The organism is Hydrogenophaga sp., assembly GCF_026125825.1.
GTDB lineage: Bacteria > Pseudomonadota > Gammaproteobacteria > Burkholderiales > Burkholderiaceae_C > Hydrogenophaga.
This window is the reverse complement of the sequence record NZ_JAHCKK010000015.1, coordinates 31,382-56,640: the sequence shown is the minus strand read 5'-3', so window position 1 is coordinate 56,640 and position 25,259 is coordinate 31,382. Positions and strand designations below refer to the sequence as shown.

The window sequence follows — 25,259 nt, the reverse complement described above, 5'->3', positions numbered from 1 at the left end:
CGACTGATGTTTAACACCCTCCTGATTGCCAATCGCGGGGAGATCGCCTGCCGCATCGCCCGCACCGCGCGCCGCATGGGCTTGCGCACGGTGGCGGTCTATTCCGACGCCGACCGCGAGGCGCTGCACGTGGCCCTGTGCGATACGGCCGTGCGCATCGGAGCGCCGGAGGCCGCGCGCAGCTACCTTGATGCCGCTGCCATCGTGGCCGCGGCGCGTGCCGCCGGTGCGCAGGCCATCCATCCGGGCTACGGCTTTTTGTCGGAAAGCCTGGCCCTGATTGACGCCTGCGAAGCCGTCGGGCTCATTTTTGTGGGCCCCTCGCGCGAAGCGATTCGGCGCATGGGCTCGAAGATCGAATCCAAGCGCATCGCGCTCGGAGCCGGCGTGCCGGTGGTGCCGGGCTACCACGCCGACGACCAGGACTCTGCGGTCTTGCAGGCGGCGGCCGGGGGCATCGGCTACCCGGTGCTGATCAAGGCCTCGGCCGGCGGCGGCGGCAAGGGCATGCGGGTGGTGCGCAGCGCGGCTGACTTCTCGGCCGCGCTGGATACCGTGCGACGCGAAGCGAAGGCTTCGTTCGGCGACGACCGCGTGCTGCTGGAACGCTACCTCGACGAGCCACGCCACCTCGAAGTGCAGTTGCTGGGCGACAAGCACGGGCATCTGGTCCATTTGTTCGAGCGCGAATGTTCGATCCAGCGCAACCACCAGAAAGTGATTGAGGAAGCGCCCGCGCCACACCTGCCTCCCGCCGTGCGCGAGGCCCTGTTTTCGCACGCGCTGACGATCGGGCACGCCATCGGCTACGACAGCACCGGCACCATCGAGTTCATCCACGACAGCCGCAGCGGCGACACCTTCTTCCTGGAAATGAACACCCGGCTGCAGGTCGAGCACCCGGTGACCGAGTTGACGGTCGGTATCGATTTGGTCGAATGGCAGCTGCGGGTGGCCACTGGTGAGCCGCTCGGCTTCGCCCAGCCGGACCTGACGCAGCGCGGCTGCGCGATCGAGGCGCGTGTCTGCGCGGAGAATCCGGCGGCGGGTTTCGCGCCCGAGATCGGCGCCCTGATCGACTACCGCGAGCCGCGCGGCGAGGGCGTTCGGGTCGACAGCGGCATGCGCAACGGCAGTCACGTTACGCCTTATTACGACTCCATGCTGGCCAAGGTAATTGCCCATGCCGACGACCGGCCGACCGCCGCACGGCGGCTCGCCACGGCATTGGACGACACGGTGCTGCTCGGCGTGCACAGCAACCTCGGTTTTCTGGCCGATCTGCTGCGCCATGACCACTTCGCGCAAGTACTCACCACACATTACATCGAACGCGCCTTTCCCACAGGCTGGCAGCCGCGCACGGACGATGGGCTGGCCATCGCGGCTGCCGCCGTGCACGGCGTGCTGATCAAACAGGCGACGGCCGGGCGCTCGGCCTGGCAGTCGCTCGGGGCCTGGCGCGCGGCCGGCGCTGGGAGTGGCACTGGCAGCACACAGGTGCTGCTCGAAGACGAGCAGCGCTGCGTGCATGAAGTCAGCGTCTCGCCGCAGGGTGACAGCTGGCGTGTGTGCGTCGGCGATCGGGAGTTGACCCTGGCGGCGGTATTGGTCGGCGACACCCTGGCGTTGCAGTGCGACGGCCTGACGGTTCGCTTCACGGTGGCGGTGGAGCAGCACGCCAAGCAAGGCGAACGCGTGTGGCTCTCTGGCCTGAGCGGTACGTGGGCCTGGCGCCGGCTCGATCGCTGGCAGCGCGCACTCAAGGGCGCGGCGGGTGCCGATGAGCTGGGCGGCAATCTCCTGCTCGCCCCCATGCCCGGTCTGGTGACGCAGGTGCAGGTCAGTGTAGGCATGAGTGTGAACGCGGGCGACACGCTGGTGCAGATGGAAGCTATGAAGATGGTGCATACGCTGAGCGCGGTAGCGCCGGGACGTGTGGCCGAGCTGCGTTGCCGCGTCGGCGACGCGGTGCGCGGTGGTGATGTGCTGGCGATCATGGAAACAATCGAATCCGAGGAAAAGCAATGAACGAGCCGATTTATTTTGACGAGCAACACCGGCAGTTCCGGGACAACCTGCGCCGCTTTGTCGAGCAGGAAGTAGTGCCGCACGCCGCGCTCTGGGAAGATCAGGGCATGGTGCCGCGCGCGCTGCTGCGCAAGATGGGCGAACTGGGCTATCTGGGCATACGCTACGACGAAAAGTACGGCGGCTCGAAACTCGACACCGTGTACAGCGCCATCCTGGCCGAAGAACTCGGCCGTTCCACTTACGGCGGCTTCGCCGTGACGGTGATGGTGCACACCGACATGGCCTCGCCGCACCTGGCCAACTTTGGCACGCCAGAGCAGCTCGCACGCTACCTGCCGCCCATCATCGGTGGCGAGAAGATCTGCGCTGTGGCGGTCACCGAGCCCGATGCCGGCTCCGACGTGGCCGGCATCCGCACACGCGCGGTGCGCGACGGTGAGCACTGGGTCATCAACGGAAGCAAGATGTTCATCACCAACGGCGTGCATGGCGACGTGTACTTTGTCGCCGCCAAGACCGATCCGAGCGCCAAGGGTTCGCGCGGTATCTCGATCTTCATCGTCGAGAAGGGCACCCCGGGTTTTCGGGTCGGGCGTGCGCTCAACAAGAGCGGCTGGCTGTGCAGCGACACCGCCGAGCTGGTGTTCGAGGACTGCCGCGTGCCGTCCGCCAACCTGCTGGGCGAAGAGAACAAGGGCTTCTACCAGATCATGCGCAACTTCCAGAACGAGCGCATGGTGCTAGGTGCGCAGGTGATGGGCGAGGCCGCACGCGCGATCGAGCTGACGCTGGCCTATGTGCGCGAGCGCAAGGCCTTCGGCGCCACGCTGTGGGACAAGCAGGCGATTCGCCAGCGCATGGCCATGCGGGCAGCGCAGGTGGCGGCGGCCCGCCAGTTGGTTTACCACGCGGCCTGGCTGGACGCGCAGGGGCGCGACTGCGTCAAGGAGGTGTCGATGGTCAAGGCGCTGTGCGGCGAGCTGGTCAACGATGTGGTCTATGACTGCCAGCAGTTCCACGGCGGCTTCGGCTACATGCGCGAGGCCGCGATCGAGCGTATGGTGCGCGACGCACGCGTCCAAGCTATCGGTGGCGGTGCCACCGAGGTCATGCTCGAAGAAGTGGCGAAACGGTTGTGAACATGAGCACCTCTCGAGCTACTTCAGTCATTGACGGGTTGGTCGAGCTGCCTCTGAAGGAGGTCCTGCCCGGCATCCTGATGTTCACGCTGCCGGTGGACTATGGCATCGACCACGTCAACATCTACCTGATTCGCGACAGCGAGGGTTGGTGCCTATTCGACACGGGTGCCGATTGCGAGGCGGCGCGGGCCTTGTGGCTGCGCGCATTGGAAGGCCCGCTGGCGGCTGGCTTGACGCGCATCATCGTCTCGCACCACCACCCCGACCACCTCGGGCTGGCGGTGTGGCTGCACGAGCGCACCGGGGCTCCGATCCTGATGCGCGAGGAGGAGGTGGCGGTGGCGCGGCAGACGCACGTGGTCAGCATCGATGACCGCGCTTACTGTATCGACTTCATGTGCCGCCATGGGGTGGCGCCGGAAGATGCGCATCAGGTGGTGGGCGGGGTGTTGCAAAGCAATATGGCCTGTGCCGTGCCGACTCGCGTCGAGCCGCTCGAAGCCGGCCAGACCTTGCACATCGGCGATCATGCTTTCGACGTGCTGGTGCTTGGTGGACACAGCATTGCCCAAATCTGCTTGTACGAGCCCAAGCTGAAATTGCTGCTCACGGGCGACCAGTTGCTCGAGCGCATCACACCCAACATTGGTGTCTGGCCCTATGGCGAAACCGATCCGCTGCCACGTTACCTGGATAGCCTGCGCACCATTGCGGGACTGGACATCGAGTACGTCTTGCCAGCCCACCACGGCGTCTACCACGCCGGGGTCGAGCGCGCGCATGGACTGGTGGCGCACCACCAGAGGGCACTGCGCAAGTTCTTGGCGCGTCTGGGCGAGGGGGGCATGAATGCCACCGAACTCGGCTACGCCGTTTATGGCGCGCAGAGCGACCCGCTGCATGCTTACCTGGCCATGGGCGAAACCCTGGCGCACCTGCTGTGGCTGCAGCGTGCCGGCCATGTGCGCCATGAAGAAACGCCAGCCGCGACCCGCTGGTATCCGGTGACGGCGGCCAGCGAAGAGCCCACCCTCACCTTGTCTGGAGACATGTCGAGATGACAGAAACACACATCATCAAAGAAGAAGAAATCGCCAAGCGATGGCAAAAGTTCGCCCATGTGTCGCCGTATAACCGCGAACTGGGCTTCCTGCCGCACGCGGTGCACACCGACTGGTGCGTGCTCAAAGTCGAGTACCAGGAAGCACTGGTGGGCGATCCGCAGACCAGGGTTTTGCATGGCGGAGTCATCACTGCGCTGCTCGACGCCGCGCTCGGATTCGCGATTTTCGTCAAGCTGCCGGAGATACGGCCGATGGCCACGCTGGACTTGCGCATCGACTACCTCAAGCCCGCGACGCCCGGGCGGGCGATTCTGGGGGGAGCCGTTTGCTACAAGTTGACTGCAGAACTGGCGTTCGTCCGTGGCGCCGCTTACCACGACACGTTGGACGACCCAATAGCCACCGCAGTCGGCATTTACATGTTTACTTCCGGGCGACCGGTATTGCGCAACGAGGATGTGCCACGATGAAATGGACCGAACAAATTGACCATGCGCGCGCCCAGGGTGACTGGAGCGAAGTGATCCAGGCGGTGCCCTTTGCGCGTTTTCTGGACCTGCGCATTGATGTCAAGGGCGAGGAGTTCACCTGCGTCTTGCCTTTCCAGGAAAAACTGATAGGCAACCCCATGCTGCCGGCTCTGCATGGCGGTGCCACCGGAGGGTTTCTGGAATGCGCCGGATTGTTCTACCTGCTGTGGCACATGGACAGCCGGGACTTGCCCAAGACCATCGATTTCAACATTGATTACCTGCGCTCGGGCCGTCCGCAGGACACCTATGCCAACGTCGTGATGGTCAAGCTGGGCCAGCGTGTGGCGAACCTGCGCATCCAGGCATGGCAATCCAGCCCCGATAAGCCCATCGCCCTTGGCCACGGCAATTTCATGCTGCGAGCCTGAGGGTGCAGAAAGGAAATGTCCATCATGTCTCAATCTACCTACCGTTCCGTGTTCCGCCCTGGCCTGTTTGTTGGTCAAACCGTTATCGTCACCGGTGGTGGCAGTGGCATTGGCCGCTGCACCGCGCACGAACTGGCCAACCTAGGGGCCAGCGTCGCGCTTGTCGGTCGCCGCGTCGAGAAGCTGGAAGCTGTGCAAGCTGAAATCACGCAGGCCGGCGGCCGGGCCAGTATCCACGCTTGCGACATTCGCGACGAGGCGGGCGTCAAGGCCATGATCGCCGACGTGATCGCACAGCACGGCAAGATCGATGGTCTCGTCAACAACGCGGGTGGCCAGTACCCGCAGCCGGTCAAGGACATCAGCCTGAAGGGCTGGGATGCGGTGGTGCGCAGCAACCTCACCGGCGGCTTCCTGGTGGCGCGCGAAGCCTTCAACCAGTCCATGGAGTTCCATGGCGGCGCCATTGTCAACATCATCGCCGACATCTGGGGCGGCATGCCGACCATGGCGCACAGCGGTGCGGCGCGTGCCGGCATGCTGTCGTTCACCGAGACGGCGGCTTGCGAATGGGCCTGCGCCGGCGTGCGTGTCAACGCCGTGGCACCGGGCTGGATTGCCAGCAGCGGCTTTGATACCTACAGCCCCGAGATGCAGGCCGAACTGCGCAGCCTGAAGACCAAGGTGCCGCTGCAACGCTATGGCACCGAGGCCGAGATTTCGGCGGCGATTGTGTTTTTGCTGTGCGAGGCGGCGGCTTTCATCACGGGTTCTTGCATTCGGGTCGATGGTGGCGTGCCCAATGCCCGACCGACCTGGAAATTGCAGGCTCATGATCGATCCAAACCCTTCAATGGCTTTGCGCTGGCCGAACCGCCAAAGTGCCTGAGCGTCAAGGATCAATGACATGGAAGTGACTATGCAAACCCCAATCACCCCTTCGAACGATCCGTCGGCTTATCTCGCGCCCGGCCGCTACGTGGACAGCGATCACTCGGCGGTGATCGCGTTCGCGCACCGGGTGGCCGACCCTGCCATGGCGCCGCGCGAGATCGCAGTCAAGCTCTATTACGCCGTGCGTGACGAGTTTCTCTACGACCCCTACTGCTTTGACACCACGGTCGAGGGTTTGAAGGGCAGTCGCGTGATCGAGGCCGGGCGTGGCTTTTGCGTGCCCAAGGCGGCGCTGCTGGCAGCGGCAGCCCGCGTCCTGGGCGTGCCGGCACGGCTGGGCTATGCCGACGTTCGCAACCACCTGAGCAGCAAGCGCCTGCAAGACATGATGGGCACCGATCTGTTCGTCTTTCACGGTTACACCGAGCTGTGGGTTGACGGGCAGTGGCTCAAGGCCACGCCCGCCTTCAACCGCTCCTTGTGCGAGAAGGCCGGTATCCATCCACTGGAATTCGATGGCCGCGCCGATTCGGTCTTTCATGAATTCGATGTCAGCGGCCGCAGGCACATGGAGTATGTGCACGACCACGGCACTTACGCCGACTTGCCGCGCGATGAACTGCTGGCCTCTTGGCGCGCACATTACAAAACCTTCGCCGACTGGGGACAGACCGCGGACAGCGGGGCCGACTTCGCGCAGGAAGTGGGGCCGTCATCATGACGACGCGCCGGGAATTTCCCGGCTTTGCCGGTGGCTCTCTGGTGGCCGACGTCTATGGCCCAGTCGGCGCGCCCACGGTGTTGCTGCTGCACGGTGGCGGGCAAACCCGCCATGCATGGGGCAAGGCGGCACAGGTGCTGGGCGATGCGGGTTGGTACACCGTGGCGCTGGACTTGCCGGGCCACGGCGACAGTGCCTGGGCCAAGGATGGCGATTACCGCATCGAGACGCTGGCCGACACCATGTGCTGCATCTGGCGCGAACTGGGCACACCGCTGGCGGTGGTCGGTGCCTCGCTGGGTGGCCTCATCAGCATGGCCACCGTGGGCCGCGCCGATGCGCCGCCGATCAACGCGCTGGTGCTGGTGGACATTGCGCCGCGCATGGAAGAAGTCGGTGTCGAGCGCATCGTGCGCTTCATGCGGGCTCGGCCCGATGGTTTTGCGTCACTTGAAGAGGCCGCCCAGCATATCGCCGCCTACCGGGGCCGACCCATGGAACGACCGGTTGAGGGGCTGAAGAAAAACCTGCGCATGAATGCGCAAGGTCTCTGGAATTGGCATTGGGACCCGCAACTGATGAGCGAGGCCAACCACAACCACCGGCGCGATGCGGACGGCTACGAGCGCGCTTTGCGCGGCCTGCAGGCGCCCACTTTGCTGCTGCGCGGCCAGCGCAGCGACGTCATCAGCGAAGAAGATGCGCGCGCCCTGGTGCAAACCCTGCCGCGGGCGCGTTTTATCGATCTGAAGGGTGCTGGTCACATGATCGCTGGTGATGCCAACGACGCCTTCGCCGCCAGCGTGGCGGCGTTTCTGCACGAAGTGATGCCGTCGACACAGTCCCCGTCGGGTGAAATCTGAACCAGGAGCCTGAAATGAGTTTGCGATCTTTTACGCTGCACGATCTCATCAACCGCAACGCGCGGTTGTACGGATCGAACACCGCTCTGGTGTTCGGCAATCAGCGGATCACGCACGCCCAGTACGCCGGGCGCACAGCGCGCCTGGCAGCCGGTCTGGCGGACGCAGGCGTGGGCCAGGGTGACCGGCTGGCGATACTGGCCCCCAACTGCCTGGAATACGTCGATCTGTTCGGCGCCGCAGCCCAGTTGGGCGCGATCGTGGTGCCGATCAACTGGCGGCTGTCGGCCGAGGAGGTCGCCTATGTCATCGAGGACGTGGCACCGCGGGTGCTGATCGTGGCCGATGAATTCCAGGCCCTGCTGCCGCAGCGCGGTTTGGACGACACGCTGCGCTACACGCTGGGCGCCGCGCCAGCGCCATGGCAACCCGTCAGTGAGCTGTATCGGGAGTGCGATACGCAGGCGGCGGATCTGCCCGGTCTGGCCGACGACAGCGGTTTGCTCATCATCCACACCGCCGCCGTGGGCGGTCGGCCGCGCGGCGCGCTGCTCTCGCACCGCGGCCTGATTGCCGCCAGCCTGCAGACGCAACTGGCCTGGCACCTGACGCCGACGGACGTCAATCTGGGCGTTTTGCCGCTGTTTCACGTGGCCGCCATCGGCTTCATGCTGGCCACGCAGCAGGCGGGCGGGGCGACGCTGCTGTTGACACGTTTCGATCCGCCCAGTCTGGTCAAACATATCGACGAGGACGGGGGCAGCCTGATCGGCACCTTTCCACCGATGCTGGGTGCCCTGCTGGACGCCGCAGCCGCCCAAGGCTCTTCACTGGCCAGGTTGCGCGTGGTGTCGGGGATCGATGTGCCCGAGACCATCGCGCGCTTGCGCACCACCTGTCCCCAGGCGACCTTCTGGAGTGCCTACGGCCAGACCGAGACCTCGGGCTCGGTCAGCCTGGCGCCATTTGACGAGCGCCCCGGCAGCGCCGGGCGTCCCACCGCGCTGAACATGGTCGCGGTGGTGGACGAACTGGACCGCCCGTTGCCCACAGGCGCCACCGGCGAAATTGTGGTGCGGGGGCCGATGGTGTTCCAGGGCTACTGGCGCTGTGAAGCAGACAACGCCTTCACGCTGCGCAACGGCTGGCACCACACGGGCGACATGGGGCGCGTCGATGCCGAGGGCTACCTCTGGTACAGCGGGCGTTCACCGGCCAAGGAGTTGATCAAGCCGGGGGGCGAGAACGTTTATCCGGCTGAAGTCGAGCGGGTCATTATGGAGCACCCGGCGCTGGCGCAGGTGGTGGTCCTCGGTGTGCCGGACGTTCAGTGGGGCGAGGCGGTCAAGGCTGTCTGCGTGCTGAAGGCGGGGTGCACGCTGAGCGCCGAGGAGTTGATCGAGTTTGTGGGCGGTCGCATCGCACGCTACAAAAAACCCAAGCACGTGGTGTTTGTATCGGCACTCCCCTTGGGCGGTGCCGATAGCATTGACCGCGCGGCCGTCAAGGCCGCGCACGGTGGCGCCTGATGGCCATGTCAGCCCGGTGTGCTCAAACCGCCGTTGACGCTGAGCGTCTGGCCGGTGATGGCATCGGACTCCGGTCCGGCCAAGAACGCCGCCGAGTTGGCGATGTTCTGGCAATGCACTGGAAACAGCATGCGCTTGCGCGGGTTCTCGATCATGCCCGCACCATGGCCGTCTTCGAGCGCTGGCGAGCCCGGACCCCAGCGCGGCTCGGCATCCCAGATGTAGCTCATCGCCACCGCGTTGACGCGAATGCCGTCGCGCCCCTGTTCACGTGCCAGCACGCGGCACATTTGCATCATGCCGCCTGTGGCACCGCCAATGAAAGATTCGCCGACCGTGGCCACGCGGCCCGCGGCGGTACCCACCGCGACGATCTTGCCGCGACCGTGCAGTGCCATGACGCGGGCGGCCGCCTGGATCGCATACACGCGGGTGAGCCAGTGGGCGCGGATGTAGTTGTCGAAGCCGCCGTCGCGCATTTCCTTGAAAAGGCGAAAGAACGGCAAGTCGGCACTGGCATCTGCGCCGCTGGCCACCAGGATGTCAAGGCGACCGTGGCGCTCGGCAACTCGATCCACCATGGCATGAACCGCATCGCTATTGGTCAGGTCGGCTTGTTCAAACGTGGCGCTGTAGCCGTTCGCAGCGATCTCGTTGATCACCGCCTGCCCGGCTTCGGGATTGCGGCCGTTGACGACCACGTGCGCGCCGCGCCGCGCCAACTCCAGCGCTATGGCACGACCGATGAAGGCCGTGGCACCGGTGACGAGGGCGATCTGGCCCTGAAGTGGACCGCCAGTCAAGGGTGCTGGGTTCATCCGCTGTTCTCCGGCGCTGGATACATAAAAACCCGACTTTGTCAAAACAGCGGGACAGGCCGATCGAGGGATTGCCCGCAGAGGACCACTTTCATCCATCACCACCCCCCATCCATCACCGGACTTCAAAATGACCAAGCTGACCGACAGTGCCAAGTCGCATCATTTCAAGACGCACCGGCGCACCATCAGCGAAACCGACATCGTCACCTTCGTCAATGTGGTCGGCTTGCATGAACCATTTTTCATCGACATGGAGTACATCCGGGAGAACATGACCGGATCGCATCGCAGCCGCTTTGCGCCCGGCCCGATGGTCATCTCGCTAGGCATGGGGCTGCTGGCGACTTACGTGGCGGGCATCATCAAGGGCACGCTCAAAGGCCACGAAGTCGGCCCGTTCGGCGGTATGACCGGCGTACAGGCGCGCCTGCGCGGTGCGCTGTTTCCGGGCGACACCATTCATGTCGAAGGGGAGGCCCGGTTGCTCCCCACGACCTCGCGCGGCTACACCCTGATGGAGTTGCAACATTTGGTGATCAATCAGCGTGGCGAGACCATTGCCGACTTCACTGAAACCATTACTTTTTTGCCTGCTGCTCCGGCTCCATGAATTTTGAACTTTCGTGAGTCGTTTGCCTGTGGCAGCCCGTCTACGACTCGCGACGTCAAAGGGCCGGATCAACAGTACAGACCGGGTGGACCGGGATATTCAACACTAGGAAACTTCCAACTATGACAAAACGAGAAGCTGTGATCGTCGGCGTTGCCGACCTGCCACTGAAGGACGGCAAGGTCCTTGCGCCCATGTCGGTCCTGCAGGCCCAGGCGCTGGTCGCCCGCGACGCCTTGAAGGACGCCGGCATCGCCATGCACGAAGTCGATGGGTTGCTGACCGCCGGTATGTGGGGGGTGCCCGGTCCGGGCCAGTTGCCGACCGTGACGCTGTCGGAGTACCTGGGGATTACGCCGCGCTTCGTCGACGGCACCAACATCGGCGGCTCGGCCTTCGAGGCGCATGTGGCGCATGCCGCCACCGCCATCGAGGCTGGCCGCTGCGAGGTGGCGCTGATCACTTACGGTAGCCTGCAGAAGAGCGAGATGAGCCGCAACCTCGCCGGGCGCCCGGCGGTGCTGACCATGCAGTACGAGACGCCTTGGGGCATGCCCACGCCGGTGGGCGGCTATGCGATGGCGGCCAAGCGCCACATGCACGAATATGGCACCACCTCCGAGAACCTGGCCGAGATCGCGGTGGCCACGCGCAAGTGGGCGGCGCTCAATCCGGCGGCCACCATGCGCGAGCCGCTGTCGATCGAGGATGTGCTCCAGAGCACGATGATCTCCGACCCGCTGCACCTGCTCGATATCTGTCTGGTCACCGACGGTGGTGGCGCGTTGGTCATGACCACCGCCGAGCACGCCAAGGCGCTCGGTCGCAAGCCGGTGTTCGTGCGCGGTTACGGCGAATCACACACCCACTGGACCATCGCCGCCATGCCCGACCTAGCGCGCCTGACGGCCGCCGAAGTGGCCGGTCGGGACGCCTTTGCCATGGCGGGCATCCGGCATGACGCCATTGACGTGGTTGAGGTCTATGACTCGTTCACCATCACCGTGCTGCTGACGCTCGAAGCGCTGGGCTTTTGCAAGCGTGGCGAGGGTGGAGCCTTTGTCGCCAACCAGCGCACCGCGCCGGGCGGTGTATTCCCGCTTAACACCAACGGCGGCGGTCTGTCTTACGCACACCCCGGCATGTACGGCATCTTCCTGCTGATCGAGGCGGTGCGCCAGTTGCGCGGTGAATGCGGCCCGCGCCAGATCCAGGACGCCGTGACCGCGCTGGTCCACGGCACCGGCGGCACGCTCTCCAGCGGTGCCACTTGCATTCTCTCCACCCGGTGAACACCATGTACGACAAACCCCTGCCCGTCATCGATGGCGAGAGCCGCTCCTATTGGGACGCCCTGAAACAACATCGCCTGACACTCAAGCGCTGCCATGACTGTGGCAAGCACCATTTCTATCCGCGCGTCCTGTGCCCGCACTGCCATTCCGACGCCGTCGAATGGGTCGATGCGCGCGGCACCGGCACCATTTACAGCTACACCATCGCGCGCCGGCCGGCCGGTCCGGCCTTCAAGGCCGACACCCCCTACGTGGTGGCGGTGATCGACCTCGACGAGGGCGCGCGCATGATGACCAACATCGTCACCGACGATGTGGAGGCGGTGCGCATCGGCCAGCGTGTGACGGTGCAGTACGACGACGTGACCGACGAGGTCACGCTGCCGAAGTTCCGGCTGTTGTAGCGCCGAGGTTTCCCATATGGACTTCACCATCGATCCCGATACCGTGGCGATTGCCGAGGCAGTGCTGCGCTTCGTGGAGCGCGAAGTGCTGCCACTGCAGCAGCGCCACCACGATCTGCTGGGCAGCGAACGCACTTTGTTCGACGCCAGCGGCCGTTATGTGCCCGAGGCGCTGGCGCTGCGCCAGCAGGTGCGCAAGCGCTCCGCGGAACTGGGCTTCTACACCTTGTTCGGCGACGAAAAACTGGGTGGTGGCGGGCAGGGCGCGCAGGTCATGGCCCATGTGCAGGAGAGCCTCAACCACTGCGTGGGTCCGGCCCAGCCGCTGGTGCAGACGGTGGTGCTGCCCTCGCCCTTCACCAACGGTCTGTCGCCTGTGCTGCGGCATCTGAAGCCGGACATCTTCGCGCAGTACCGCGACGACATCGCCAGCGGCGACAAGACCCTGTGTTTTGGTCTGAGCGAGCCCGATGCGGGCTCCGATGTATTCGGCATGCAAACCCGCGCCGTGCGCGACGGTGACGAATGGGTGCTCACCGGCACCAAGCAGTGGATAACCAACTCGCCCTACGCCGATTACGCCATGGTGTTCGCGCTGACCGACCCCGAAGCCGCAGCGCGCCACAAGGGTGGTGTCACCGGTTTCTTCGTCGACACGCGCGCGTCAGGTTTTTCAGTGCCGCGCATCATCAACACCATGGGTCACCTAGGCGGCGACACCGGCGTCATCGTGCTCGACGGCGTGCGTGTGCGCGACGACCACCGGCTCGGCGACGTCGGGCACGGCTTGGCGGTGGCCATGGACGGCGTCAACGCCGGGCGCATGGGCATGGCTGCATCCTGCCTGGGCTTGGCCCGCTGGGCGCTGGACCAGGCGGTGGACTACGCCAAGGTGCGAAAAACCTTTGGCGTGCCCATTGCCGAGCACCAGGCCATCCAGCTCATGCTGGCCGACAGCGCGATGGACATCTACGCTGCCAAGACCATGATCCAGAACTGTGCCTGGCGCCTGGACAGCGGCCGCTCAGCCAACGCACAGGTCAGTATGGTCAAGGCATTTTCGACCGAGATGCTGGGGCGCGTGATGGACCGCAGCATCCAGATCCACGGCGGCATGGGCCTGACCAACGAACTGCGCCTGGAAGAGGGCTACCGCTTCGCCCGCGTGATGCGCATACCCGACGGTACGGGCGAAATCCAGCGCCGCACCGTCGCGCGCCAACTGCTGACTGGACAGGCCGACCTGTAGGCTGTGTGGATCCTCTGCAATGCCCAACCCGGAGGCAGATTGACATGATGAAAAAGAACGAAATGAAGGAACACGAACTGTTTGCGGGAGGCCATCGGCTGGCCGCCACCACCTGGGGTGATGTGGGCAACGGGCAGCCGACCATCGTGATGATGCATGGCGGTCTGGACTGCATCACCACCTGGAAAGACCTGCCTCAGGTGTTGGCCGAAGCCAGCGGCTGGCCGGTGCTGGCCTATGACCGGTATGGTTATGGGCGATCCGAGAGTCTGGTGGGTGGGCGCGAGCCCAGCTACCGGCGTGAAGAGGCTGGGCCGGTGCTTGGCGAGGTGTTGCGCCACTTTGGAATCCACAAGGCGTTGATGTTCGGCCACAGTGATGGAGGAGCCATGTCGGTGCTGGCTGCGGCGGCGCATCCTGAGCTGGTATGCGGCGTTTTTGCCTGCTCGCCAACCATGGCTGTGGATCAGTTCATGGTGGATGCCATGGCCGTCGCGCGGCGCGCGTTTGAGCAAGACGGCTTGCGCGAAAAACTTCGTCGCCACCATGGCGACAACACCGACACCATGTTCTGGGGCTGGTACGAGCCCTGGGCCAGCCCGCAGGCACTTCAATGGGACATGAGCGTCGAGCTTGCCGCAGTGCGTTGTCCGGTCTCCGTGTTGTTCGGCAATGACGATGAATATGGCTGGCGGCCCAGCGCGATTGCCTTGTTTCGCCACGGTCTGATGCCGCTTGAAGTGACGGCGCTGCCTGGAGTTGGTCACCATCCGCAGCAGCGGGCCCGTGGGGAGACCAGGAGCATGTTGCAGCGCTTGTTTTGCCGCATTGGGCGCAGCCCTTCCGCGGAGAGCAAAAACGCCGACCAATGAGGGGTATTGCACGTCTCTTTTTTTTCTGCCCGCCAGCCTGCCCGCACCAATAAACGCTGTTAGTGTCGATCAGAGCACGCTTGGCGAGCCAGCATGCCTGCCAGCGGCGAGAGGTCGGTCAGTTCGTCGAGCCGTGCCACCAGGTCTATCAGCTCGTCGCACTCGTCAGGTATGAGCACAGACTTGACCAGCCGGCGAAACTTTTCCTCCAGGCGCTGCTGCTGCTCCAGCAGGTCGCTGGCTGGGCGCCCACTGTCGTAGCGTTGGCGCAGCACTGTGCCGCTCTGAGTCTCGATCACCACCTCGCTGAGGGTGAGATCCGGGCATTGAGGTGCGAGCAAAACCTGCACCCGATCACGCAGCGCCACCACCTCGGGCGCGTATACGGCTTCGTCACTGAACGCGTCCAATCCGGCGGTGTCGACCCCGGCCAGCGCCATCGCCACCGTGTGACGGAGACTGAACTTGGCCTCCAGCCCGGTGCGCGGCTCCGCGATGTTGCATACACCCTCGCAGGCGGAACTGGCACGCACCGTCACGCGGCACACGTCATCAACCCGCAGTGCGTGTTGCAGGCGCAAGTGGCTCGCGGCCTCAATGGCGGCATGTGTGCCATAACAGGCGGCGTGGAACTTGAACAGGTTGTGGCGCAGATGCCAGCCGCCGTTCGGCGTGGCCACCGCAGCTCCCAGCGATGCGGTGCCACCGTGCGTGGCGATGAGGCCTTGCGGACATTCAATCGCATCGGCACGGCTGGTGAAGCCGCGTGCGGCCAACTGGGCCGCCTGCAGGCCGTCGGCACTGGCCCGCCCGGCATGCAAGGGTTTGCACATGGTGCCGAACATCGATTTCAGCCCAGCCGCCATGGTGCTGGCGATGCCCAGCGCGGTCGCGGTGTCGTCGGCATCGAGTTGCAGCAAGCGTGCGCAGGCGGCGGCCGCACCGAGCGTGCCTAGCGTGGCTGTGGTGTGGAAGCCGTTGGAATACTGTGCGTCGCCGCACACCAACCCCAACTGGCACATGGTTTCGTAGCCGGCGGCGAAGGCCGTCATGAAGTCGCGTCCGCTGGCGCCGCGCGATTCGGCCAGGGCGAGCAAGGCCGGGATCAGGACCACCGAGGGGTGGCCGGTGCAGGCCATGTTGACGTCGTCATAGTCGAGTGCGTGCGAGGCCGAGCCATTGATCAATGCCGCCTGCCGGCTGGAGGTCGTCATGGCGTGCCCGACGACGGTGGCCTGGGCATGCCCACCCTGTTCACGGGCTTCTTCGGCCAGCATGTGAACCAGTGGCTCGCACGCGCCAGCCAGCGTCACCCCGATCCAGTCGAGCAGGCATTGCCGGACCCGCAGGCGCACGTCCTCCGGGAGATCGGTGTAGCACAGGGCAGCGCAGCGCGCGGCCAGTTCCCGCGTGATGTCAGCGATTTGGATAGCGGACGACGGTGCGGGTTTTCTGGTTGTGGTCATGCTCATTTCAGTGCCCCTTCCAGACCGGTTTGCGCTTTTCCCGGAAAGATTGCGGGCCTTCCAGGGCATCTTCACTGAGGTAGACGGCATCAAACGCTCGGTTGGAGGCGCGCAGCGCGGCGGTGCGGCCCATCTCGGTGGACAGGCGCACCATTTCTTTGGCCGCGCGCACCGTCAGTGGCGCATTGGCCATGAGCCGGGTCGCCAGCTCTTTGGCCCCTTGCAATGCTTGCCCCTTGGGCATCAGGCGGTTGATGTAGCCGAGTTCGTAGGCGCGCTGCGCTGTCAGCGGGTCGCCGGTCATCGCGACTTCCATCAGAATGCGCTGCGGCAGCATGTGGATGACCGGCGAGGCCCACGGCATGCCGCGCCCGACCTTGGCCTCCGTGATGGCGAATTTGGCGGTTTCGTCGGCCACGCACAGGTCGCACATCTGCGAGAGCAGCCAACCGCCTGCATAGGCATAGCCCTGCACGGCAGCGATGACGGGCTTGGTGACCTCGATGTTGTCGCCGAGCACGGCGATGAAGCCCGCTGGCGGGATGCGCAGTTGAGTGTCTGCGGCTTCCACCAGGTCCATGCCGGCGCAGAAATTGTCACCGGCGCCGGTGAGGATGGCCACCTGCGCCTGCCCGTCAGCTTCGAAGCGGCGCCAGACCTCAAAAAAGCCTTCGCGCACGGCGCGATTCAGCGCATTGCGGCGCTCGGGCCGGTTGATGGTGATGACGGCAATGCCGTCGTTCACTTCGTAAAGCAGTTCATTGTTCATGGGGGTGTCTCCTTTTGAAGTTTGTGCCTGTTACCGCGAGCGGCGGGTCTGGGGCATTGGTCTGGCTTGATTCGTTGCCACCTCACGCGATTCCGGTCCCGCACGGTAGCCGAGTGCCCCCGAGATGCTTGCGGCGAGTTCCATCACCAGGTGCTGCAGCGCATCGGCGACGGCGCGACCGCGCTCGATCGGCGCGGCGATGATCAGCGCTGCGTTCACGCGCCCGTCAGGTTCGAAGATCGGGGCCGAAAAGCCGGCAACGTCAGGTGTCACTTCTCCGAATGTGACCGCCACCCCTCTCACCCGGGCTTCCTCGATGATCCGCGCCAGTTGCGCCGGGTCGGTGACCGAGTGCTCGGTCATGGCCCGCAGATCGGCCCGGCGCAGGTAGTCACGCCGCCATGCCTCTTCCTGGAACGCGAGCAGCACGCGCCCGGCGGACGAGGCAAACAGCGGCCGTGTCGTGCCGACTGGCACGGCGTATCGAATCGTCCGGGTGCTCTCGAAGATCGGGTTGTAGACGAGCCGATCTGCGGTGCGGTCGATTCTGGCGATCAGGGCGGTCTCGCCGGATCGCGCCACTGCCTCCCGCAGGAAGGGCAGGGCCACAACGTCGAGCGAGCGGGCCGACACCAGAGATGCCCCTAGTGAGAACGCCTCGGGGCCCAGTTCATACAGGTCATTGCTGCGCTGCAGGTAGCCATGCGCCGTGAGGCCGCGCAACAGCGAGAGTACGCTGGTTTTTGGTGCATTCAACGCCAAGCACAACGGGGTCAGGGCCAAGCCAGCAGGGCGGTCGGCCAGTATCCGCAGCAGCCGCAGCACGCGGGTCACGGCCATGGGAGAAGCCTCCGCGCGGGTATTGATGCCTGTGCATTCGCGCAAGCTGGCCGTGGGCATGTTCATAGAATCGAAGCCTCCTTGTGTTCTGATATGGGAACATTTGTTTGGTAATCAGAATATCGTTAGGATGGACGGCCGTCAATCCGGTTTTTCCTCAGCACTCGGCGCTGAGGCAGCCTGGCATCGAGAAATCAGAGGAGACACAGATGACAAGCCAACACAAGCAGGCAGCACCCGCCGGGCCACTCGAGGGCGTGCGGGTGATCGACCTCAGCGCGGTGCTGATGGGGCCCTACGCCACCCAGATCTTTGGCGACCATGGCGCGGACGTGATCAAGATTGAATCCCCTGAGGGCGACTCGACACGCTGGATCGGCCCCGGACGCCATCCCGGCATGGGTCCGCTGTTCCTGCACCTGAACCGCAACAAGCGCAGCGTGGCGCTTGACCTCAAATCGCCGGAGGGCGCGGCTGCGATGCGGCGCCTGATCGAAGGCGCCGATGTCTTCGTGCACAACCTCCGCCCGGCCTCCATCGCCCGGCTCGGGCTGGACTACGAGAGCATCTCGATGATCAATCCACGCATCATCTGGTGCGGCGTGTACGGTTACGGCGAGGACGGTCCCTACGCCGGCCGCCCGGCCTATGACGACCTGATCCAGGGCGCGGTCGGCATCGCCGCCTTACAGCAGCAAAGCGGGGCGAGCGAGCCGCGCTACGTGCCGCTGACGATTGCCGACCGCATGGTCGGCCTGCATGCAGCGCACAGCGTGGCCATGGCGCTGTACGGGCGCGAGCGCAACGGACGCGGCTGCCGCATCGATGTGCCGATGTTCGAAACCATGGCCAGCGTGGTGCTTTCGGACCACCTATATGGGCGCACCTTCGAGCCGCCCAGTGGTGACGCTGGCTACGTGCGGCTGTTGTCGCCCGGGCGCCGGCCATACGAAACCAGCGACGGCTACATCTGCGCGCTGGTATACAACGACGGCCACTGGCAGCGTTTTCTGCATGCCATCGAGCGCGACGATTTGCGGGTCGATCCGCGCTTCGCCGACTTGGCCAGCCGCACCCGCCACATTGACGAGGTGTACGGCTTTCTGGGCCAGACGCTATGCGTGCAAAGCACCGCGCACTGGTTGGAGCTGTTCGAAGACATCGACGTGCCGGCGGTGCCTCTGAACACCGTCGAATCACTGTTGGATGACCCACACTTGGCGGCGGTGGGCTTCTTCCGTCAGGTCGAGCACCCGAGCGAAGGAGCGATGCGTACCTTTGGCGCGCCAGCGCGCTGGGTGGGTTACGACGTCAGCAAGCTGGCGCCCGCGCCGCGATTGGGGGAGCACACCGAATCGGTGCTGCGCGAATGCGGCTTTGATGCAGTTGCGCTGGCGTCCTTGCTGGTTGGTGGCGCAGCGGTTCCACTCCTCGCCGATGCGGAGGTGTCAGAATGAGGCTTCCGGCATCAAACGCGACTCGACTGGTGAGCGCGTTGGGCCCCAATTCCGTGGATGGGCAAATGCAAGGATAGCGTTGATGAAGCGGGCTGGAAGATGCTTTTTTGACCATTGATGACCCTGCCCGTATCGCGTTCATCGACATCCACCCCGACCAGAAGGCGCTCAACGCGGTGCAGTTCTCGTGCAACGCCCACGCCTACTACGCCAGTCTGGGTGTGCGCATCTAGCTCCCGCTCATCGACAACGGAGCGGCCTTCCGCTTAAGAGACTTCGCACAGGCCTGCCAAGATTTGGGTATTTGTGACCGATTACCAGCTCGTGGCGGTCCCAAACCAGCGGCAAGGTCGAGCGCTTCATCCAGTCGGATCTGAGCGAATGGGTCTATGGCTTCGCTTACCAGAACTCCAGCGAGCACACCGCTGCGTCGGACCATTGGAATCACCACTACAACTGGCACCTTGGAGTTGGAGTTGGAGTTGGAGTTGACCCGATTTCGTGACCTGCTCGGCGGTGTGTTCAAACCGGCCAAGCGCGCAACCTATCCAAACAACACCGGTCTTAGAGATCCAGTACCAACAAATTGGAACGACAACCCGACACACAGATCATCATCGACTTGTTGGCTGCTCGCTCTTGCTGTGTCAGGATGCTGTCCCGGTGATCCACCTCGCCAGCCAGAACTTTGGTTTCGCAGGCACCGCAGATACCCTCCTTGCAGCTGTAGCTAGGAATGATGCCCGCATCCATCATGGCGTCGAGAATGGTCGAACCAGCCGGCACTTGAATGATCCTCTGACTCCGGCGCAGTTCTACGGTGCAGCCATTGGCGTTGAAGGGCGGCGTCCCCACAGGTTCCACGGCGGCGAACCGTTCCAGATGCACGTGGGTGTATCCCAGACCGTCGCAAGCCTTCTGGAACGCGTCCAGCATGGGGCCGGGGCCGCAGCCATAGAAATGGGTATCGGCCGGATACGCTGCCAGCAGTGTTGGCAGGTCGGGAGACGCACCGACTTCGTCATCGAAGTGGTACCGCACTTTGAGCTGGCCTGACTCCATCGATTCCAGCACTTGCAAGAACGCAGCATCCCGGCGGGAACGAGCGAAATAGAGCAGCTCGGCAGATCGACCCAGCGAAGCCAGTCGATTGAGCATGCACAGCATAGGTGTGATGCCGATGCCACCTGCAACCAGCACGGAGTGCTGAGCACGTTCTTCCAGCGGAAAATTGTTGCGAGGCACCGAGATGTCCAGAACATCGCCCACGCGAACCTTCTCGTGGACATACTTCGACCCCCCACGGCTCTGACGATCCTTGAGAACGCCCACCACGTAGCGTTGCTTATCGGTGATCGGGTTCATCAGCGAGTAGCTGCGAACCAAGCCGTTTCCCAGATGAAGGTCGATATGTGAGCCAGCGGCATGAGGTGGGAAGACAGTGTCTGGTGTGGCTGGCCTAAATTCGACACTAACAACGCCGGGGGCTTCAAGCCTCATGTTGTAGACAAGTGCAGAAAGCTTGGATGTTGACATTGCGGAGTTCTAGACAAGAACCTTGGGGAACATGTCCCCAATAGCTACATGATGTGCAAGCCACCGTCGACCATCAGCGTGGTCCCGGTGATGAAGGAGGCCTCGCTGGACGCTAGCCACACGATGGGCCAGGCAATCTCTTCCGGCGAGGCCCAGCGCCCGATCAGCGAAGTATCCTTGCGCTCGGTCCTGAGCTGCTCGACGCTCTTGCCCGAGCCCTGCGCGCGGCCGACGTGAAAATCCGTCAGCGTGGAACCGGGGCACACCGCGTTGGCGCGCACGCCGTGCGACGACTCCTCGAACGCGAGGCTGCGCGTGTAGGCCAGTTGCGCGGCCTTGGTCGCGTCGTACAGCGCCATGCCCTTGCGGCCGGTGACCGCGTAACACGACGAGACGTTGACGATGCTGCCCGCGCCCGATTGCCGCAGCGCCGGCAAGGCCGCGGCGCAGTAGTTGGACATGCCCACCAGGTTCACGCCCACCATGGCCTGCCACTCGGCGGGCGTGGCGTCGGCGGCGGCCGAGTAGTTGCGCATGGCGGCGTTGTTTACCAGGATGTCCAGGCCACCGAGCTGCGCGTTGCATTGCTGCACGGCGGCGCGCGCGGCGACCTCGTCGGCCACGTTGGCCGCCACGCACAGCACGCGCGCGCCGGGCAGGGCCTGCACGATGGCTTGGCGGGTGCGCTCCAGCGCCTGGGCGTCGGCATCCACCAGCAGCACGGCCGCGCCTTCGCGACAGAACAGCGTGGCCGCCGCGGCGCCAATGCCGGCACCGCCGCCCGTGATCAGCGCGGTCTTCTCAGCGAGTCGGGGTGCGCTCATGTCGGCTCACTCCGCCTTGGCGCCGGTGTCCTTGATGACCTTGCCCCAGCGCACGATCTCGGTGCCGATCCAGTCGCTGAACTGCTTGGGCGAGCTCGCGACGATTTCGAACTCCATCTCGTGCAGGCGCTTCTGGATGTCGGGCGAGTTGAGAATGCGCACCATCTCCTCGTGGTAGCGGTTGATGATGGCCGGCGGCGTGCCGGCCGGCGCGAGCAGACCGATCCACGAGGTGGCCTCGAAGTCCTTCAGCCCCGACTCGCTGAGAGTCGGGATGTCCGGTGTACTCGGAAAACGTTTCGGGCCGGTGGAGGCCAGCAGCTTGAGACGCCCCTCCTTCACGAAGCCCTGCACGTTGCCGGGCACGAAGAAGCCGGCCTGGATGTTGCCCGCGATCAGATCGGCCACGGCTGGCCCGGCGCCGCGGTAGGGAATGTGCGTCATGCGGAAGTTCGCCCCCGACTTCATCATTTCCATGGTGAGGTGCGAGGCGCTGCCCATGGCCACCGAGCCGTAGGCATACTTGGTCGGGTTGGCCCTGGCCTTGGCGATGAAGTCCTTCACATCGGTGATGCCGGTGGCCGGGTTCACCACCAGGTATTGCGGCGACTTCACCGCCAGCGTGATGGGTGCCAGGTCCTTGATGGGGTCGTACGGCATCTTGTCGAACAGGGTGACGTTGATCGCCAGCGGCCCGTTGTAGCCGATCAGCAGGGTGTGGCCGTCCGGCGCGGCGCGGCTCACCTCGTATGCACCGATGTTGCCCCCCGCACCAGGTTTGTTCTCGACCACAAATGGCTGGCCGAGCGCCTCCTGCAGCTTCGGCCCGATCAGGCGAGCGAGCACGTCGTTGGTGCTGCCGACGATGGGCACGATGATGCGCACCGGCTTGCTGGGCTTCCAGTCGGACGCGCCTTGCGCCCAGGCGGCAGTGGCCGCGCAGGCCCCGAGCGCGACAGCCGCCGCGAGTTTCAGGTGGGTTTTCATAGGTGTCTCCGGTGCTGTCTGTCGTGGGGTGGAAAAGTGAAGTCGCTCAAAGGCTGAAGACCGGTTTTTTCGTCGCGTCGGCGAGCTGCTCGCGTGCCCACGCAACGGGGTCCTGTTCCTTGGGCAGCAGCACTCCGGCGGGGCGCACGTGCTGTGCGCTTGGGTCCAGCGCGGGCGGGGTCTGGCCATCTGCCAAGCCGAGCGCGGCCTCATGCAACATGCGGCGCGCCATCACGATAGCCTTGTCAGTGGGCAGTAGCTTTTCGGCCTCGTGATTCTGGATCGTGCCCATGCTTTCCTGCAGCGAATAGTCCTGCGCGGAGAAGCCGAACACGCCGCTGTAAGAGCGGTCTTCGCGTTGCGCCACGCGGTCCATGCAGTAGTCGTTGTCGCGGTTTTGCTTGGGGATGAAGCTGCCGGGCGCTTCGTATTCGACATGAATGCCCTTACCTTCTTCCATCGCGGTGCGTTCTTCGTCGGTGAGGGGATGGGCAGGCTGCCAGTTGATGCTCCAAGCCCAGCAGCTATGGTCGTCGATCGGCACCCACACATGCCCGCCCAGCGCATGCTCGCCAAACGGCGCGATCAGCGTGAACCAGGGGAACAGCCACTGCGTGATGCGCCAGTAATACGAATCGGGTTCGCCGTTGCGGCGGCCGAACAGACTCAGGCCGAAGGGCGTCTGCTCGATCTCGAACTTCACGTTGCCGTCGGCCTTGATGTAGTCCAGCGCCTTCACTCCCTGGTGCATCGGGTCGGTATCCACCTCGTAGCGGTGCACGTAAGAGACGTGTGCGGTGTCGATGCCGCCTTCCATGGCCTGCAGCCAGTTGCTGTACTGCAGGCGCTTGGAGACATACACATGTTCGGGCGGCAGCGTGCACCACTCCAGCTCGGGCGGTGCGGGCTGCTGATCGGCCGGGCCCATATAGGTCCACACGATGCCACCGCGCTCCACGCAAGGGTAGCCCTTTATGTGCATGCGCGCGCAAGCCTGAGGCGCGGACGGCACGTCCACACATTGCCCCATGCCGTCGAACTTCACGCCGTGGTAGGCGCAGCGGATGCCGTTGTGCTCGTTGCGGCCGAAGTACAGCGACACGCCTCGGTGCGAGCAGAATTCGCCGATCAGGCAAGCCTTGCCATCGCTATTGCGAAAGGCGAGCAGCTTCTCGCCCAGCAGTTGCACGCGCACCTGCGGCCCGTCGGCTTCGGGGATTTCGCTCGATGCCAGTGCCGGCACCCAGTAGCGGCGCATCAGGTTGCCCATGCGCGTGCCGGGACCGACGCGGGTGAGCGCTTCAGACATTTCCTTGTTCATAGACAGGTCTCCAAAATTGATCGGCATGTCCACTGCATGACATTACAGTCCATTTTACGGACCGATTGAGCTCTGTCAAGTTTTGAATAGTCAGTCCATCAAGTGGACTGGTTGGCGGGTACCATGATAGAAGTGCAACCTTGGGTGGAGTTATGGGACCAACTGAAAAACCGGGCGAGAGTGTCCGGGCCGTGGACAGAGCGCTGGAAATCCTCATGGCGTTCACGGCAACCGACCACCAACTGACAGCGGGTGAGCTGCTCAAGCGGGTGGACCTGAGCCGTCCAACCCTGTACAGGCTGTTGCGCACGCTGGAACACAGCGGGTTCATCGTGTCGTCCGGTGATCCTCAGCGCTTCGAATTAGGTCCCTCGGTGGCGCACCTTGCACACGTGTGGAGCTCCAGTCTTGACATAGCGACCCTGGCGCAACCGATGCTGCGCCGCTTGTGGGACCAGACGGGCGAGACTGTTGCCTTGCTTGTTCACCAGGGCAACAGTCGAATCTGTGTGGCCGAATTGCCCAGCGCACAGCCGCTCAGTTTCAAACGCGGCTTGGGCTATCGGGAAGACGTGACGTTGGGCGCTAGCGGGCGTGCCATCCTTGCCCATGTTCCCACACCCGAAAGCTATCTGAACAAGAGCGGAGAAGCCGTCAATGTATCGGCCTATCTCGACAGGCTGCAGCAGATCCGGGAACAGGGGTATGCGATAAGCCGGGACGAATTGATCCAGGGCGCGGTGGCGGTTGCTGTGCCGTTTTTTCTGGGGAACGACAAAGTCATGGGATCTTTGGCCGTTTTCGGTCCTGGTGTGCGCGTGGACCAAGCGCGTGTCAGCGTATTTGTTACGCTCCTCAAGGAAGAAGCACGGAAACTCTCGCAAGCACTTGGGCAGCGCTAGCTAGCTTCAAGGGGCCGGCCGGGGCGACACTGATTCTCATACACCCAAGTGCTGCTCCAGCAGTTCGGGCTTCGACAGGAGCTCTTCGGAACTGCCTTCAAAAACCACCTCGCCCTTGACCAGGATCACGTTGCGGTCGGTGATCTGGGTGACGTGTTTCCAGTTCTTGTCCACGATGATGCTGCTGATGCCGCTCTCGCGGATCAGGCCGCAAATGCGCCAGATCTCGCGCGCGATCAGCGGCGCAAGGCCTTCGGTGGCTTCGTCGAGGATCAGCAGGTCGGGGTTGGTCATGAGCGCACGGCCGATGGTGAGCATCTGCTGCTCGCCGCCGCTGAGTTGTTGCCCGCCGTGGTTGAGGCGTTCGGCCAGGCGCGGAAAGGTTTCGAGCACCCTGTCATAGGTCCAGTCGCGTTGACCCTTGGTGCCGGCACGCGCCGACATCACCAGGTTTTCCCTCACGCTCAGGTTGCCGAAGATGCCACGGCCCTCGGGCACGTAGGCCAGGCCCATGCGGGCGATCTCGAACGTGGGTGCGCCGGTCATGTCGCGGCCTTTCACATGCACCTGGCCGCCACTGGGCTTGACGATGCCCATGATGGATTTGAGCAGCGTGGACTTGCCCATGCCGTTGCGCCCCATGAGGCCGATCGTCTGGCCCTGGCCCACGGTGAAGTGAATGCCGCGCAGGATGTGGCTGGCGCCGTAGTGGGTGTGCAGGCCGGTGGCCTCAACCAATGCGTTCGTCAAAGCGCTCA

26 protein-coding genes are annotated in these 25,259 nt (G+C 64.2%); 17 read left to right on the top strand and 9 right to left on the bottom strand.

Annotation, left to right across the window (positions count from 1 at the left end; all coding sequences use genetic code 11):
- Nucleotides 1-6: 6 nt before the first annotated feature.
- From KIT86_RS08060 to KIT86_RS08020, 9 genes are read left to right on the top strand one after another with little or no spacing between them, the layout of a single operon-like run.
- Entirely contained in the window at nucleotides 7-2,031 is a 2,025-nt protein-coding gene (locus tag KIT86_RS08060; protein ID WP_056278178.1) for a biotin carboxylase N-terminal domain-containing protein, read from the top strand.
- On the top strand, nucleotides 2,028-3,173 hold the full coding sequence (locus tag KIT86_RS08055) for an acyl-CoA dehydrogenase family protein (RefSeq protein ID WP_056278176.1): 1,146 nt from the start codon (nucleotides 2,028-2,030) through the stop codon (nucleotides 3,171-3,173). The genes KIT86_RS08060 and KIT86_RS08055 overlap by 4 nt, the downstream gene beginning before the upstream one ends.
- A gap of 2 nt (nucleotides 3,174-3,175) precedes the next feature.
- Nucleotides 3,176-4,237, top strand: coding sequence for an MBL fold metallo-hydrolase (locus tag KIT86_RS08050; RefSeq protein ID WP_056278172.1), 1,062 nt, complete (start codon nucleotides 3,176-3,178; stop codon nucleotides 4,235-4,237).
- Nucleotides 4,234-4,710 carry a PaaI family thioesterase gene (locus KIT86_RS08045; RefSeq protein ID WP_056278169.1) on the top strand — a complete coding sequence of 159 codons (477 nt, stop codon included), beginning with the start codon at nucleotides 4,234-4,236 and terminating at the stop codon, nucleotides 4,708-4,710. Before KIT86_RS08050 ends, KIT86_RS08045 begins: the two co-directional genes overlap by 4 nt.
- On the top strand, nucleotides 4,707-5,141 hold the full coding sequence (locus tag KIT86_RS08040) for a PaaI family thioesterase (RefSeq protein WP_056278166.1): 435 nt from the start codon (nucleotides 4,707-4,709) through the stop codon (nucleotides 5,139-5,141). Before KIT86_RS08045 ends, KIT86_RS08040 begins: the two co-directional genes overlap by 4 nt.
- Nucleotides 5,142-5,165: 24 nt before the next feature.
- Nucleotides 5,166-6,047: an SDR family oxidoreductase gene (locus KIT86_RS08035; RefSeq protein ID WP_056278584.1), complete on the top strand. Its 882-nt coding sequence runs from the start codon at nucleotides 5,166-5,168 to the stop codon at nucleotides 6,045-6,047.
- A 13-nt stretch (nucleotides 6,048-6,060) separates the two neighbouring features.
- Nucleotides 6,061-6,756, top strand: coding sequence for a transglutaminase family protein (locus tag KIT86_RS08030; protein WP_235501454.1), 696 nt, complete (start codon nucleotides 6,061-6,063; stop codon nucleotides 6,754-6,756).
- On the top strand, nucleotides 6,753-7,619 hold the full coding sequence (locus KIT86_RS08025; RefSeq protein WP_297397063.1) for an alpha/beta hydrolase: 867 nt from the start codon (nucleotides 6,753-6,755) through the stop codon (nucleotides 7,617-7,619). Before KIT86_RS08030 ends, KIT86_RS08025 begins: the two co-directional genes overlap by 4 nt.
- Before the next feature lie 14 nt (nucleotides 7,620-7,633).
- Nucleotides 7,634-9,148 carry an AMP-binding protein gene (locus KIT86_RS08020; protein ID WP_056278157.1) on the top strand — a complete coding sequence of 505 codons (1,515 nt, stop codon included), beginning with the start codon at nucleotides 7,634-7,636 and terminating at the stop codon, nucleotides 9,146-9,148.
- Between the two features lie 8 nt (nucleotides 9,149-9,156).
- Here the strand turns inward: KIT86_RS08020 and KIT86_RS08015 are convergent, their stop codons facing one another.
- Nucleotides 9,157-10,122 carry an SDR family oxidoreductase gene (locus KIT86_RS08015; RefSeq protein WP_156775482.1) on the bottom strand — a complete coding sequence of 322 codons (966 nt, stop codon included), beginning with the start codon at nucleotides 10,120-10,122 and terminating at the stop codon, nucleotides 9,157-9,159.
- Here KIT86_RS08015 and KIT86_RS08010 point away from each other — a divergent pair.
- From KIT86_RS08010 to KIT86_RS07990, 5 genes are all read left to right on the top strand, one after another.
- Nucleotides 10,097-10,579 (top strand): MaoC family dehydratase, encoded by a 483-nt coding sequence (locus tag KIT86_RS08010; protein ID WP_056278151.1) that lies wholly within the window; start codon nucleotides 10,097-10,099, stop codon nucleotides 10,577-10,579. The two genes, KIT86_RS08015 and KIT86_RS08010, sit on opposite strands and share 26 nt — an antisense overlap.
- Before the next feature lie 122 nt (nucleotides 10,580-10,701).
- Nucleotides 10,702-11,871: an acetyl-CoA acetyltransferase gene (locus tag KIT86_RS08005; protein ID WP_056278147.1), complete on the top strand. Its 1,170-nt coding sequence runs from the start codon at nucleotides 10,702-10,704 to the stop codon at nucleotides 11,869-11,871.
- A 5-nt stretch (nucleotides 11,872-11,876) separates the two neighbouring features.
- The gene (locus KIT86_RS08000) at nucleotides 11,877-12,278 is read left to right on the top strand and encodes a Zn-ribbon domain-containing OB-fold protein (protein WP_034694630.1); all 402 of its coding nucleotides are present in this window, start codon (nucleotides 11,877-11,879) and stop codon (nucleotides 12,276-12,278) included.
- Between the two features lie 16 nt (nucleotides 12,279-12,294).
- Nucleotides 12,295-13,527 carry an acyl-CoA dehydrogenase family protein gene (locus KIT86_RS07995; RefSeq protein WP_056278144.1) on the top strand — a complete coding sequence of 411 codons (1,233 nt, stop codon included), beginning with the start codon at nucleotides 12,295-12,297 and terminating at the stop codon, nucleotides 13,525-13,527.
- Between the two features lie 44 nt (nucleotides 13,528-13,571).
- Nucleotides 13,572-14,399 (top strand): alpha/beta hydrolase, encoded by an 828-nt coding sequence (locus KIT86_RS07990; protein ID WP_177134598.1) that lies wholly within the window; start codon nucleotides 13,572-13,574, stop codon nucleotides 14,397-14,399.
- Nucleotides 14,400-14,458: 59 nt separating this feature from the next.
- On the opposite strand, the gene KIT86_RS07985 is transcribed toward KIT86_RS07990, so the two are convergent.
- From KIT86_RS07985 to KIT86_RS07975, 3 genes are read right to left on the bottom strand one after another with little or no spacing between them, the layout of a single operon-like run.
- Nucleotides 14,459-15,934: an MmgE/PrpD family protein gene (locus tag KIT86_RS07985; protein WP_297397056.1), complete on the bottom strand. Its 1,476-nt coding sequence runs from the start codon at nucleotides 15,932-15,934 to the stop codon at nucleotides 14,459-14,461.
- On the bottom strand, nucleotides 15,873-16,634 hold the full coding sequence (locus KIT86_RS07980) for an enoyl-CoA hydratase-related protein (protein WP_056272141.1): 762 nt from the start codon (nucleotides 16,632-16,634) through the stop codon (nucleotides 15,873-15,875). Before KIT86_RS07980 ends, KIT86_RS07985 begins: the two co-directional genes overlap by 62 nt.
- 30 nt (nucleotides 16,635-16,664) lie before the next feature.
- Nucleotides 16,665-17,540, bottom strand: a complete 876-nt coding sequence (locus KIT86_RS07975) for an IclR family transcriptional regulator (protein WP_235501286.1) — start codon at nucleotides 17,538-17,540, stop codon at nucleotides 16,665-16,667.
- A gap of 143 nt (nucleotides 17,541-17,683) precedes the next feature.
- Here KIT86_RS07975 and KIT86_RS07970 point away from each other — a divergent pair, with 143 nt between their 5' ends.
- Nucleotides 17,684-18,931: a CaiB/BaiF CoA-transferase family protein gene (locus tag KIT86_RS07970; protein ID WP_069047275.1), complete on the top strand. Its 1,248-nt coding sequence runs from the start codon at nucleotides 17,684-17,686 to the stop codon at nucleotides 18,929-18,931.
- Between the two features lie 107 nt (nucleotides 18,932-19,038).
- Nucleotides 19,039-19,164 (top strand): hypothetical protein, encoded by a 126-nt coding sequence (locus tag KIT86_RS07965; RefSeq protein WP_256926968.1) that lies wholly within the window; start codon nucleotides 19,039-19,041, stop codon nucleotides 19,162-19,164.
- A 331-nt stretch (nucleotides 19,165-19,495) separates the two neighbouring features.
- Here the strand turns inward: KIT86_RS07965 and KIT86_RS07960 are convergent, their stop codons facing one another.
- Genes KIT86_RS07960 through KIT86_RS07945 form a run of 4 tightly spaced genes read right to left on the bottom strand, consistent with a single transcriptional unit; the run spans nucleotide 19,496 to nucleotide 23,599 of the window.
- Nucleotides 19,496-20,467: a PDR/VanB family oxidoreductase gene (locus tag KIT86_RS07960; protein ID WP_086124705.1), complete on the bottom strand. Its 972-nt coding sequence runs from the start codon at nucleotides 20,465-20,467 to the stop codon at nucleotides 19,496-19,498.
- A gap of 44 nt (nucleotides 20,468-20,511) precedes the next feature.
- Nucleotides 20,512-21,291 (bottom strand): SDR family NAD(P)-dependent oxidoreductase, encoded by a 780-nt coding sequence (locus KIT86_RS07955; protein ID WP_056272130.1) that lies wholly within the window; start codon nucleotides 21,289-21,291, stop codon nucleotides 20,512-20,514.
- 6 nt (nucleotides 21,292-21,297) lie between these two features.
- Nucleotides 21,298-22,278: a tripartite tricarboxylate transporter substrate binding protein gene (locus tag KIT86_RS07950; protein ID WP_297397049.1), complete on the bottom strand. Its 981-nt coding sequence runs from the start codon at nucleotides 22,276-22,278 to the stop codon at nucleotides 21,298-21,300.
- 46 nt (nucleotides 22,279-22,324) lie between these two features.
- Complete coding sequence (locus KIT86_RS07945; RefSeq protein ID WP_056272119.1) at nucleotides 22,325-23,599, bottom strand: aromatic ring-hydroxylating dioxygenase subunit alpha; 1,275 nt, start codon at nucleotides 23,597-23,599, stop codon at nucleotides 22,325-22,327.
- Between the two features lie 152 nt (nucleotides 23,600-23,751).
- Between KIT86_RS07945 and KIT86_RS07940 the strand changes: the two genes are divergently transcribed.
- On the top strand, nucleotides 23,752-24,501 hold the full coding sequence (locus KIT86_RS07940; RefSeq protein WP_056272116.1) for an IclR family transcriptional regulator: 750 nt from the start codon (nucleotides 23,752-23,754) through the stop codon (nucleotides 24,499-24,501).
- A 36-nt stretch (nucleotides 24,502-24,537) separates the two neighbouring features.
- On the opposite strand, the gene KIT86_RS07935 is transcribed toward KIT86_RS07940, so the two are convergent.
- On the bottom strand, nucleotides 24,538-25,251 hold the full coding sequence (locus KIT86_RS07935) for an ABC transporter ATP-binding protein (RefSeq protein WP_297397075.1): 714 nt from the start codon (nucleotides 25,249-25,251) through the stop codon (nucleotides 24,538-24,540).
- Nucleotides 25,252-25,259: the final 8 nt, after the last annotated feature.

Excerpts from the sequence above, each read along its gene's own strand:
- KIT86_RS08060 (WP_056278178.1), top strand. The coding sequence starts at position 7 with ATGTTTAACACCCTCCTGATTGCCAATCGCGGGGAGATCGCCTGCCGC.
- KIT86_RS08055 (WP_056278176.1), top strand. The coding sequence starts at position 2,028 with ATGAACGAGCCGATTTATTTTGACGAGCAACACCGGCAGTTCCGGGAC.
- KIT86_RS08050 (WP_056278172.1), top strand. The coding sequence starts at position 3,176 with ATGAGCACCTCTCGAGCTACTTCAGTCATTGACGGGTTGGTCGAGCTG.
- KIT86_RS08045 (WP_056278169.1), top strand. The coding sequence starts at position 4,234 with ATGACAGAAACACACATCATCAAAGAAGAAGAAATCGCCAAGCGATGG.
- KIT86_RS08040 (WP_056278166.1), top strand. The coding sequence starts at position 4,707 with ATGAAATGGACCGAACAAATTGACCATGCGCGCGCCCAGGGTGACTGG.
- KIT86_RS08035 (WP_056278584.1), top strand. The coding sequence starts at position 5,166 with ATGTCTCAATCTACCTACCGTTCCGTGTTCCGCCCTGGCCTGTTTGTT.
- KIT86_RS08030 (WP_235501454.1), top strand. The coding sequence starts at position 6,061 with ATGCAAACCCCAATCACCCCTTCGAACGATCCGTCGGCTTATCTCGCG.
- KIT86_RS08025 (WP_297397063.1), top strand. The coding sequence starts at position 6,753 with ATGACGACGCGCCGGGAATTTCCCGGCTTTGCCGGTGGCTCTCTGGTG.
- KIT86_RS08020 (WP_056278157.1), top strand. The coding sequence starts at position 7,634 with ATGAGTTTGCGATCTTTTACGCTGCACGATCTCATCAACCGCAACGCG.
- KIT86_RS08010 (WP_056278151.1), top strand. The coding sequence starts at position 10,097 with ATGACCAAGCTGACCGACAGTGCCAAGTCGCATCATTTCAAGACGCAC.
- KIT86_RS08005 (WP_056278147.1), top strand. The coding sequence starts at position 10,702 with ATGACAAAACGAGAAGCTGTGATCGTCGGCGTTGCCGACCTGCCACTG.
- KIT86_RS08000 (WP_034694630.1), top strand. The coding sequence starts at position 11,877 with ATGTACGACAAACCCCTGCCCGTCATCGATGGCGAGAGCCGCTCCTAT.
- KIT86_RS07995 (WP_056278144.1), top strand. The coding sequence starts at position 12,295 with ATGGACTTCACCATCGATCCCGATACCGTGGCGATTGCCGAGGCAGTG.
- KIT86_RS07990 (WP_177134598.1), top strand. The coding sequence starts at position 13,572 with ATGATGAAAAAGAACGAAATGAAGGAACACGAACTGTTTGCGGGAGGC.
- KIT86_RS07985 (WP_297397056.1), bottom strand. The coding sequence starts at position 15,934 with ATGCCCTGGAAGGCCCGCAATCTTTCCGGGAAAAGCGCAAACCGGTCT.
- KIT86_RS07980 (WP_056272141.1), bottom strand. The coding sequence starts at position 16,634 with ATGAACAATGAACTGCTTTACGAAGTGAACGACGGCATTGCCGTCATC.
- KIT86_RS07975 (WP_235501286.1), bottom strand. The coding sequence starts at position 17,540 with ATGAACATGCCCACGGCCAGCTTGCGCGAATGCACAGGCATCAATACC.
- KIT86_RS07970 (WP_069047275.1), top strand. The coding sequence starts at position 17,684 with ATGACAAGCCAACACAAGCAGGCAGCACCCGCCGGGCCACTCGAGGGC.
- KIT86_RS07960 (WP_086124705.1), bottom strand. The coding sequence starts at position 20,467 with ATGTCAACATCCAAGCTTTCTGCACTTGTCTACAACATGAGGCTTGAA.
- KIT86_RS07955 (WP_056272130.1), bottom strand. The coding sequence starts at position 21,291 with ATGAGCGCACCCCGACTCGCTGAGAAGACCGCGCTGATCACGGGCGGC.
- KIT86_RS07950 (WP_297397049.1), bottom strand. The coding sequence starts at position 22,278 with ATGAAAACCCACCTGAAACTCGCGGCGGCTGTCGCGCTCGGGGCCTGC.
- KIT86_RS07945 (WP_056272119.1), bottom strand. The coding sequence starts at position 23,599 with ATGAACAAGGAAATGTCTGAAGCGCTCACCCGCGTCGGTCCCGGCACG.
- KIT86_RS07940 (WP_056272116.1), top strand. The coding sequence starts at position 23,752 with ATGGGACCAACTGAAAAACCGGGCGAGAGTGTCCGGGCCGTGGACAGA.